Origin of the sequence: Prosthecobacter sp. (assembly GCF_049294395.1) — a bacterium.
Classification (GTDB): domain Bacteria; phylum Verrucomicrobiota; class Verrucomicrobiia; order Verrucomicrobiales; family Verrucomicrobiaceae; genus Prosthecobacter.
Map to the genome: position 1 here is coordinate 1 of NZ_JBAQCR010000341.1, position 10015 is coordinate 10015.

Consider the following 10015-nt stretch of genomic DNA (forward strand, 5'->3'; position numbering starts at 1 on the left):
TGCCGGCACCGGCGCCACCCGCGCAAACGCCGAGCGAGACATCATGGCTGCAGGCGGGGGTGGATGCGCTCTCCCGTCTCGAAAAGAGCCGCACGCGGCGTTCCAGCACCGTGCCACTTTCGAATGCCCATCAGCAATATCTGCATGCCGCCGCAGACGTGCGGCTGCGTTTCGCCTACCAGCTCGATCCGGGGGATGCGACGTTGTATGAGATTCTGTACTTTCACATCGCCTCCCGCACGCAGTCGACTGAAGCCGCACGGGCTGCCATCGATGAGCTCTCTCAAAACGCCATGGCGTATGGACTGCGTGAAGGCGGGAGCATGTCTGATGCGCTGACCGGTGCGGGCGCCGCGATCAATCTGCTCAACGACCAGCTTCAACCTGGCAACGCCAGCCGTGATGACAAGGCGGTCAGCCGTGAATGGCATGCCTTGGAGGAATGTCTGGAACGCTACCGCCGCCTGCGCAGCAGCGCCGAGGAGGAAGGCTGGTGGGACGGCGTGCCGAAGGTGCGCCGCCAGGAGCTTGAGGCGCATGCAAAACTGCTCATGCGCATCCGTGAAATGATCCGGCCGGTGCTGCCGCCGGGGGTTGCGACTGCGAGCCTGGTGCCCGGGCCTGGACCAACTCTCAAAAATCTTGTCACATTGCCCGGACGGCGGAGCGGCCCCATTGGCTGCGTCGTGTGCTTGCCTGTTATTTCCAAATAGCAGGCGGCGCACTCTCCTTGCCACTGGGGCCGCTGCGCTCGCCGGATCAACAGGACAATCTTTTCGAGAACTGGTCTAACCCATCAAGTTCGCGTTGAATATGTCTTCGGAGATGTGGCCGGCGCGGTAGAGATTGATGAGGCTTTGGTCCCAGCGCAGGTTGCCTTTATAGCGGAGGGCATCCGCCAGCGAGGTGGCGCTGCCGTCATAGGCGCGCATGCCTGCCGCCACGGCTTCGCTGGTGTTTTGCAGGTATTCGGTCACGAGCACCCGTCCATTGAACCCGGTGAGCAGTCCCTGGGAGAGCACAAAGGTCAGTGTCTCGCTGAGCCGATGCAGGATGCCGGACTGCTGATCTTTGGGAAAGAACTCGAGGATACGGTCGATCGTCTTCACCGCACCCCGGGTGTGCAGGGTGGAGAGCACGAAGTGGCCCGTCTGCGCGGCCTCGATACAGGTCTCCATGGTTTCACGATCACGAATTTCACCGATGAGGATGATGTTGGGCGTTTTGCGCAGCACCTCCTTCAGGCCGCTCTGATAGGACAGCGTGTGCCTGCCGACTTCCTGCTGGGTGACGAGCGAAGGGGCCGGAAGCCGCACACCAGGCTGGTTGGGGTCGTCCATCATGGCGTCGTAGCGATACTCGATAGGGTCTTCGATGGTGACGATGTGCTTGGGGAAATGGCGCCGCACCCAGTCGAGGACTGCGGCGAGGGTGGTGGATTTACCCGAGCCGGTGGGGCCCGTGATGAGCCCGAGGCCAAAGCGACGTTGCATCAGCTCGCGCAGGCTGTCGGAGATGAGCGGGTCGATGCCGAGCGTTTCGAGTTGATTGATTTTCGCACGCAGCCAGCGGCATGTGACACCCAGGCCTTGCTCGCTGAGATGCACCTGTACGCGCATGCGCACCGGAGATCCAAGCGCGCCTTCTTCACAGCTAAAGTCGATGACCCGACGGCTGCGCACCATCTCCCACATTCGCGCTGCGCCGCCGATGGCATCTGCCTCTGTCCAGATCTCGACGGACTGGCGCATGAAGAGCGCCTCCGCCAGCCGGCCCACGGCTTCTGAATCCTGGATGCCGAAGTCCTCGGCGACCTCCAGTCCCCGATTCGTATGAAGGTAGATCAGCCCACCGGTACGCACCTGCACATCGGAGATTTCACGTCCGGCGTAGGCGGTGGCGAGATCACCGAGGATATTGTTGGTGGAGGGCGTGGAACACATGAAAAGTTTCAGTCTTGAGGAATCTCTTCGATGACGACCAGCCAGTTCATGGGATGGACAGGCGGGAGTTCGGCAGGACTGCGTAAAGGCTTGAGCTCGGCGGTGATGCTGTCGGAATGCACCGCGTCGTCACTGCCTGACCTCATGTCCAGCGGCTGCCAGACAGTGGCACCGCCAGCGGCGAGGCTGCCGAGCTGCCCGTGGTGTTCGATGGGCCGGTTGAATCCGGTGGTGCCCACTCGCAGTTCAGCGGCGTAGATGGAGAGCGGCGGATAAAATTCTGCGCCAGCCGCCAACCCCGAGCCGACGGGAGGGGCAGCAGCAGGGATCGCGTTCAGGTCGTCCCCCACATAGACCCGCAACGGGGCGACGATGCTGAGCCCGGCGGTGTAGTTGGTGAGATTTTTGCCCTGACGGATGATGACACACATGTCTTCCAAGGCGGGCGGATCGCTGACGACACGGACGTTGATCGGGTCCAGCGACGAGTCCACGCCGAAGTAGAGGCTGTTGTTCGTCGCCACGCCGCCCGCGCTCCGTGCCTGCAACCATGCATCCAGCAATGACGGATAAAAAGTAAGGCAGGAGCGATTGCTGTTGGTCAGCTCGGTCTGGAATGGAATGTCGGCACCACCAGGTTCAAAGATGGTTGGCCAGTTGTTGCCGCGCTCGAGCACAACGGTGCCTGTGCCGCCGGCGGAAGTGGGGAAACTCACGCGAATGCTGGTCGGTGTTTGATCTTCATAGCTGACCATTGCCGTGGCCTCGACGGTGATGCGACAACGCTGCCCCCCCGCAGTGTAATCTTCAAACGCGTTCAGCGTGGTGTCCGGCGGGCTGCGACGCAGGTAGCGGGAACCCGTGGGCAGCGGCAGGAAAGCAAGGCGTCCGGAGTTGGCCGACAGAGCGATGGGCAGCACATCCGTGCCTTGTTCGGCCTGGAGACGTTCACGTTCACCCATCGCATCAAAATCAGAGCCCACGGCGACTCCCCCGAGATCGAGATCGGCGGTCATCTCGATGCCGCTCCGACCGGCAAGCCGTGCAGCACCGTAAGCCCCGGTAACACTCATGCGCGCAGCATAGACGGAACCTTGAATGCTGACCGTATCCACATTCCACGCCGTGCCGTCCTGATGCGTGCCAATGGCGGCAAAGGTGGCGGCCTCAATCGGCATTTGGGATGGAATTTCATACAGTGACAGCACGTAATGCCGTGCCACGGTGCTGGTGCTGCTGCCGTAGTTCACGGTGAAGGCCCACCAGTTGCGCTTCGCCACGAACGGCTCCCCGGGTGCGGCATATCCAAAACGGATGTTGGGGTAGGCGATCAAGTTGTAAACCGGATACGCGGTCACATCCGCCAGCAGACCAGGAACTTGCGTCGGGTAACGCTTCAGCGGTGTGACGACCGGGCGCAGGGCGTCTGCGGTTTGCAACTCGGCGCTCAGCTCCAGCAGCGGCGGCACTTTTCCAGCGAAAGCGGGCAGCGCAAACACGTCGGAATAAGCGGTGGTGCCGGGCGTCACGCGTCCGGGTTCGCCTGTCAGCGAAGTGATCCAGCTCTGCACCGCGCTGCTGTTATTGTCGCCGACATCGCCACTGAGTTTGCCGCCCAAACTGAGGCTTTGCAGGATTTCAGGGGACAGGCGTTGTGAGGAGGCTGAAAGTGCCACGGCTTCGGCAAAGATGTTGCTCCATGCATAGTTGGCTCCCTCGGCATAACCGGCTTTCATGCAATCCATGGCCCTGCCTGGAAAGGAGGCGACGAGCGCATGCAGGAGTGCTTCCTCGCGCTGACGGTAGTCCACGCGCAGTTGTGACTTCGAGGCCTGGTCACGATTCATCAGCGTGGTCTTGAAGAGCATCGTCAGGCTGAGAGTGAACATGATGGCCAGTCCGGTAACGATCGGCAGCGAGATATAACCTGAGTTACGTTTGATCGTGTGTTGGTTCATCGGCTGCCTCCGCTGTAGGTGATTTCTTCGCCATTCGGTCCGGTGAGCGTTACCGTAAGAATTCCTTCGCTGGCATTGAAGGCAGCGCTCTGGAGTCCCTTGCAGATCAGCCAGGAAGTTTCGGAGCCGTCAGGCTGGGGAGTGTAGAACCGCAACGCCGTGCCGCTGCTGCTGGTCTCCGCTGCGATCAGGCGCTCCTGGGTGGTCTGCACGGCGGTTTTGAAAAACAGCCGCACCGCAGTGCCATTTTGAATTACCGGCGTGCCACCGCCGAGCGCGCTTTCACGGCTGGGGTAGATGAAGAAGTGATCTGCCTGTTGAAAGATCCGGCCCAGGATGTTGCCGATCTGCGGAGCCTCTTGAGCAAGGAAGTTCTGGCGCCGGGCCATTCCCATGAAGCTCAGATGCTGCTGGAGCATGACCACCAAGGCAGCACTGAGCATGACCATGAGGCCCATGGCGGTGGAAATCTCCATCAGAGTGAACCCCCTGGGATTCAGACGGGAGTGATGGAGCGGCCATTTCATTGGAGACGCAGGGTGGAGCGGCTCTTGAGGTATTCCTGGCTGCCGATGCGATAGCTCAGTACGGAATGCAGCCGCCATACCGTGAGCGGAGTCTCCGCATTGGAGGCGACCTCGGCTGTGCGAAAGCGCCGCAAGGTGCCCTGCATCGCCTGACCGCCGGCGACGCGGCCCAAGGTGACGGTCAGTTCCGGCACCGGATCAACCGCGACATCCGGCCAGGCAGACTGGGAGGCAGTGAGATCAGCAAAAGGCAGGCGGTTGGCCAGGGCGCTTTCACGTGAGAGACAGGCGTCGGTCAGCGTCTGCATAATGGTCCATTGATTGCCCGAAATCGCGAGCAAGGAGGCGCGCATAATGATCAGCGCCAGCGCGGAGGTCAGCGCGAGAGCGGCTGACACCTCGATCAGCAAACTTCCGTGTGGACGGAGGCGCTGGCGACGTGGCGGTTTCATGGCGTACCAGGGCTGGAGAGCTCCATGGTGCTGATCTGGCCGCGCGAAGTGATGACGCGGTCCACTTCAAAGGTGACGTGGAATAAACGCTCGGCCGTGCGCCCAAAGAACGGCGTGTAGGTGACGACCTCCAGCGTGTAAGTGCCATCCTCTGAGGCATAGTTGGAAAGGTCATCGACAGACACCGTCAGGCTCTGAGGTACATTGGTGGAGCTCTCCGTCTGGTCTGGATTGTAGTATCCGCCGAACCGCAGTTCGGTCCCATTCACCATCTTGCCGACGGTTCCCAGCGCCTGGTTGCCCTTGTAAACCTGCACGTAGGTGCGGGAGTCCGGGTACAGATGACTGAGCGTGACCACAAGAGACGGAATGCGGTCGATGAAGACCTGCCCAGGAGTGATGTTGCTGACGCTCGCCGAGGCCAGGGGCCAGATCTCGATTTTCGGCTGGGCGATGATCGTGTCTGGCACCTGGTAGGAGGCATAACGAACGATGGTGAAAGTCTGCTCGCCGTTGCCTGAACTCAGCGTGGGCGATGTGAGCTGATGATAGATGGGGCCGAAGGTGTAACTGCCGTTTTCCAGATTGGATTCCTCGATCAAATACTGAGCCTGGTTCAAGGACGAGTAGTTTTCAGGGTCATAATTCTTGCCCTGAACGCCCAGATAGACGTCGTGCTCGGAGGGGTCGATGCTGTCCGCCACGAGACCCTGCACCTGGATGTTCACGGAGAAGGGCCGGTCGGCACGGGTGCGTTTCACAAAGCGCGATCCCGCCGGATCTCCACGCACGTAGTCGTCTTCCGAGGTGATGCTGACGGACACCTGGGGATTGTAGGTTCCGATGATCTTGGTGTCGAGCAGGTAGATGTTGCTGTCCCAGGCCGTGCCGCGCGCAAAGAGCTCAAAGAGCGAACCGCTTGTGCCGACCTTCAGGGGGGCCGTGTAGGTCCCGCCGCTTCCCGTGATGGGGGTGTCGTAGATCTGACCGGTGGTCAGGTCGGTCTGTCGCACCCAGGCTTCGGGAGTCTGTCCGAGCAGAACGGTGCTGAAGCAGCAGAGGCAGAATAGTGTTTTCAATTTCACGGTGAGGCGCGATTGGAATCCGAATGTGCGGGCGCTGGTTCAAGGATCGTGATCGGCCCTCCCTTGTAGGTGGCGACAATGAGGCGCTTGTCATAGGACAGGTTTTTGAGCAGAGCTTTCGCCTCCTGGGCATTGCCGCGTGAAAGTGACAGGGGCACCTCCTTGGCAACCAGCCAGGTGGTGTTGCGTTTCAGAAAGCTTGGCCAGAAGGTGAAGTCACCCTGGGGTGAGGCCGCGACATGGACCCGCAGTTCCGCAGGAAGATGCAGAATGGAGCCCACGGGAACGAGAGTGAACTTTTCACCGTCCGCAAGAATGATCGAATTCGTCCAGAGCGAACTTTGAATGGCCGGAGCTGCCTTGGTGAGCGGCCTGGCTTTCGCGGTGAGTTGAGATTTCAGGCTGGGTGCCTCGGCCACCTGCTTACGCAGAGCTTCCTCACTCACCACATCCCGCGCCTGCTGGGCCGACAGGCAGCCCGTGATCGCGATGATGCCGAGGACCCATTCGACGCCGAAGCGTGTTGCAGGTCGGAATGGACGGGCGGACTTCATGGAAGATTCCGGGGTCATTGACGAACAATGGTCACTGTCCCCTCGGGATTGGGACTCTCAGCAAGAATCCAGGCACCCGAGGAAAAGCTGAGCGATCCCGTTGGGACCGGTGGGTCTTTTTGATACTCACCCAAAATGTTGAAGATCCCGTTGGGCTTGTGGGCATTCCCTTCGCCTGCCCATTTCAGACTGATGGTGATGGGGGTGGTGGTCGCCTGGAACACGGCGACGGGAGAAACAAGGAGCGTCTGGAGCGGCGAGAGATTGTAGTCCTGAATGTTACGGAACTCGAGCTGTCCTGCACGCTCCGTAGCACCACCGTTTCCCGAGACGGAGGCCTTGAGATGAAACTGTCCGCCATTGCCATTGGAGCACGAGGCACCAGGAGCCCCCAGGGTGTCGCCCTTGGCCTGAATGCCGGAAAAGATGAATTTGAAGGAGTTCGGCAGAGTGTAAGTGATTTTGAACGGCACCTTGGTCGCAATGCGTGTGCCCGCAGGCACCCCGGGTGCGCCGAGCAGGATGTCTGCCTTGGCACCTGAACTTGCCAGTGCCGCAGCCAACAAACAGGAAAGTAGGAATGACGTTTTCATGGGATGGGTCCTTCAGTAGTTGTTTGCGGTCTTATTTTCTGAATTGGCTCCGCGATGGAATAGTACAATTATTCCCTTAGTTAATAGTATTCATAGTAAATATGGCTTCATTCACTTGCGGGCCCTGAGTCGGGACGAATTCGCCTGCATCCATGCGACTGCTACGTGATATTAGCGTTTCGGGCTATTGCCCTCGGGATCGGCGAGCCCCATGATCGTGGCGAATTGGCCATCGCGATCACGGTCACTGAGAACCAGCACCGGAAAAAATGGTCCCTCCAGTTCGTCCAAGTGAATCGACAAGACCTGGCGTCCAACGAGCTTTTGGTAATACTCGCGTTCGATGTGGGTGGGATGGCTCATGCTGCGAGCCCCACATGAGTGTCCAACATTCCGTGCAGTTCTATCTGGTGGCACTTGTTTCGTTAAGCAGCGTCTTGAGCAGTGTCTCCGCAGTGCAAGGCTTGGGAATGAAGTGTTTGACACCCACATTGGCCGCCTTGGCGACCATGCCGTTGGCGTTAAGGCCGCTGGCTGCGATGATGCGATGATGCGAACCTGCGGATTCATCCGCATGAGAACTTGAATGGTCGCTGGACCGTCCATGACGGGCGGCGGCAGGTGAAGCTGACGACCTCGGCCGAACGCTCGATGGCGCTCAGGTTGGGCAGGTCATGGTCAACGACAGGTTCGATCAGCGGTTCAGGCTGCCATCTTCTGATGACGATTTGGTGGACCTGCTTCGCCCATGTAGTAGCGGGCACCGTTGGGAGCTGGCGGGGTGGTGTTGGGGACTGTTCGTCCCATTCGGGTTGTTCCATCATAATGTTGGCGTGTTTTTGCCCCGAGGGCGGTTCCGATGACAAACAACAGCAGCGCGCCGAACGCGAGACTGCCGGTGGCAATCTTCCAGCGGTCGGCGATGACATGCTGTTCCGACACTTGCTCTTCGAGTTTGGAGATCTTCGAGCGGTATTCCGGACCGAGGTCCGGCGGTGGGGGCGGTGGATCATCGAAGAACCAGCCTGCGTGCGTGTTCGGTGTGAACAGCATCAGCAGTCCGGCGATGAGGATGAGATGTTTCATTTTGGGTGTGAGGGGATGGGCCGCAGGCCGACACTCGTGATGAGCTCCGACCTGCAACTGGGTTTAATGCCATAGACGGCATTCGCTAAAGTACTCGCAGCTTGAGCAGTGCATCCCAGGCGAAGGGATGAAGTCGCGGCGCTGCAATCCTTCGAGGTAGGCCTCCATTTGCCGGAACAGCCAGGTCTGCTGGGACTGGCTCATGGGTGGCAGTGTGGTGATGACCACCTTGGGGTTCTTGAGTTTGACCAGATGGTGAAGCTGCATGCCTGCTTCCTGTGTGCCGGTGTTGTGCCGGTACAGGATGGCGTAGCTGCTGGTCTGGATCTCAGTGGAGTGTGCGACCTTGTCCGCGTTGGGGGTCGTGGCGCTGGTCTTGTAGTCAATGATCTGGCGTTGCTGCACCAGATCGAGAATGCCGATGAGGCGGGGCAGCCCATGCTGTTGCAGATCAGCCTCCACCGGAACTTCCACGGCGTCGGGTTTAACCTCAGCGGGAAGATGGCTTTCGCGCAGGTAGGTGTCGAGCAGACGCCAGCCGGTGGTTTTGTCGGCCTCTTCCTCCCCGGTTTCCCATTCTACCGATCCCTCGGTGTTGTCCGCCCAAGCTGTTTGGTAGGTCTCGTGGACCACCTTGAGCGAAAGCGGCTGCTGCACCCAGCGTGCCTTGTTCCAGGCCTTCAACACGGCGTGAACCGCGTTGCCGAGATGGAGCGAGGCTGTCTTGGGTTTCTTGAGCTTGAGCACGTAGCGGAAGTAGAACTTCAACCGGCATTGCAGGAACAGCGACAGCCGGGAAGCTGACACGGTTGCCTGCAATGCGGTGATGATGTCCTGCTCGCTGCGCTCTGGTGGTGGTGAGGCAGCGGGCGAGTTCATGCGGCTTGGGCGGTGGGTTGTTGCTGCCAGCGGGTCTGGCGTGGAGCGGGTTTGCCGGCTTTGACGAGCAAGTCCTCGATCAACTGAGAGGCCTGCATCTTGTTGAGCTGCTTGACGCCGATGCCGAAGAGCTGCTGGGACAGATCCTCCGCCACCTGTTTGGTGATGCTGGCGTTTTCGTTGACGATGCGCAGAATGAACCCGCGCTGTCCGTCGGTGCAGTTCCAGCGATCCGCGGCGGGTGATGGAGCAGAACGATTGTTGCCATTAACCGGGTAGGTGCGTCCATTGGTCTGGGGCGCTGCATGCCCGTTCCCGTTGGTATTGGCCGTCGGGATATAACCGGGGTGCTGGATTTCCTGATCGACAGAGTGCTGCAAAAGTTCGTAAAGCTTCTGCACTTCGGCTTCGACCTGGGTGATGTCGCTGAGTTCGACTTCAACGGAAGCGCTGAAGCTGTGGCTGCTGTATTGGGGCAGGCCGAGTTTTTTGCTGTAAGTGGCGCTGAGTTTGATGGCCATGGTGGTGTGTCTTCTGATGTGGGGTGGGTGTGCTTGGGTGGATGAAGAAGCCGCCACATGACCCGACAACAAAACACCCGGTCCCTCGTGCGAGAGAACCGGGTGGGTGAAGTGGGATGCTGTGACGACGTGGTGCGGCTAGCGCTTGGCGCCAGCCTCCTGTGCCGTGCCCTGGGCCGGGTCGCTCAACTGCTTGGCAGCAATGCTCCAGGCCTCTGTGTCACGCAGACAGGAGGTGAGGAGATCGTTGACCAGCCGTGTCATGGGACGGCGCAGCCGCCGGCCTTCATGATACAGAGCGCAGATGACGACCCGGTTGATGCAGGGCGAATAATGGGTTCGCCGTGGCATGGTGGGTGGATGAGACGGCCAAGGATAAGCCCCGGTCGCTCAAGTCTTTATAACGCGGATGAGGGG

13 protein-coding genes are annotated in these 10015 nt (G+C 59.9%); 1 reads left to right on the forward strand and 12 read right to left on the reverse strand.

Annotated elements, in window-relative coordinates; all coding sequences use genetic code 11:
- Window positions 1-713, forward strand: a 713-nt coding sequence (locus WAW39_RS22580) for a hypothetical protein (protein ID WP_422321420.1), incomplete at its 5' end; no start/stop codon positions are given.
- A 75-nt stretch (window positions 714-788) separates the two neighbouring features.
- Here WAW39_RS22580 and WAW39_RS22585 read toward each other — a convergent pair.
- The 12 genes from WAW39_RS22585 to WAW39_RS22640 all read right to left on the reverse strand — a co-directional run bounded on the left by WAW39_RS22585 (window position 789) and on the right by WAW39_RS22640 (window position 9949).
- Window positions 789-1943, reverse strand: coding sequence for a type IV pilus twitching motility protein PilT (locus WAW39_RS22585; protein ID WP_422321421.1), 1155 nt, complete (start codon window positions 1941-1943; stop codon window positions 789-791).
- 8 nt (window positions 1944-1951) lie between these two features.
- The gene (locus WAW39_RS22590) at window positions 1952-3901 is read right to left on the reverse strand and encodes a hypothetical protein (protein ID WP_422321422.1); all 1950 of its coding nucleotides are present in this window, start codon (window positions 3899-3901) and stop codon (window positions 1952-1954) included.
- Window positions 3898-4428, reverse strand: coding sequence for a type II secretion system protein (locus WAW39_RS22595; protein WP_422321423.1), 531 nt, complete (start codon window positions 4426-4428; stop codon window positions 3898-3900). Before WAW39_RS22595 ends, WAW39_RS22590 begins: the two co-directional genes overlap by 4 nt.
- On the reverse strand, window positions 4425-4880 hold the full coding sequence (locus tag WAW39_RS22600; protein WP_422321424.1) for a hypothetical protein: 456 nt from the start codon (window positions 4878-4880) through the stop codon (window positions 4425-4427). Before WAW39_RS22600 ends, WAW39_RS22595 begins: the two co-directional genes overlap by 4 nt.
- A complete protein-coding gene (locus WAW39_RS22605) occupies window positions 4877-5965 on the reverse strand; it encodes a hypothetical protein (protein WP_422321425.1) in 1089 nt (362 codons plus the stop codon). Before WAW39_RS22605 ends, WAW39_RS22600 begins: the two co-directional genes overlap by 4 nt.
- Window positions 5962-6519 carry a hypothetical protein gene (locus tag WAW39_RS22610; RefSeq protein ID WP_422321426.1) on the reverse strand — a complete coding sequence of 186 codons (558 nt, stop codon included), beginning with the start codon at window positions 6517-6519 and terminating at the stop codon, window positions 5962-5964. The genes WAW39_RS22605 and WAW39_RS22610 overlap by 4 nt, the downstream gene beginning before the upstream one ends.
- 14 nt (window positions 6520-6533) lie before the next feature.
- A complete protein-coding gene (locus tag WAW39_RS22615; protein WP_422321427.1) occupies window positions 6534-7112 on the reverse strand; it encodes a hypothetical protein in 579 nt (192 codons plus the stop codon).
- 171 nt (window positions 7113-7283) lie between these two features.
- On the reverse strand, window positions 7284-7475 hold the full coding sequence (locus tag WAW39_RS22620) for a hypothetical protein (protein WP_422321428.1): 192 nt from the start codon (window positions 7473-7475) through the stop codon (window positions 7284-7286).
- A 339-nt stretch (window positions 7476-7814) separates the two neighbouring features.
- On the reverse strand, window positions 7815-8198 hold the full coding sequence (locus WAW39_RS22625) for a hypothetical protein (RefSeq protein ID WP_422321429.1): 384 nt from the start codon (window positions 8196-8198) through the stop codon (window positions 7815-7817).
- A 63-nt stretch (window positions 8199-8261) separates the two neighbouring features.
- Window positions 8262-9077 carry a RecB family exonuclease gene (locus tag WAW39_RS22630; protein WP_422321430.1) on the reverse strand — a complete coding sequence of 272 codons (816 nt, stop codon included), beginning with the start codon at window positions 9075-9077 and terminating at the stop codon, window positions 8262-8264.
- On the reverse strand, window positions 9074-9598 hold the full coding sequence (locus tag WAW39_RS22635) for a hypothetical protein (protein WP_422321431.1): 525 nt from the start codon (window positions 9596-9598) through the stop codon (window positions 9074-9076). Before WAW39_RS22635 ends, WAW39_RS22630 begins: the two co-directional genes overlap by 4 nt.
- Window positions 9599-9736: 138 nt before the next feature.
- A complete protein-coding gene (locus WAW39_RS22640; protein ID WP_422321432.1) occupies window positions 9737-9949 on the reverse strand; it encodes a hypothetical protein in 213 nt (70 codons plus the stop codon).
- Window positions 9950-10015 lie beyond the last annotated feature (66 nt).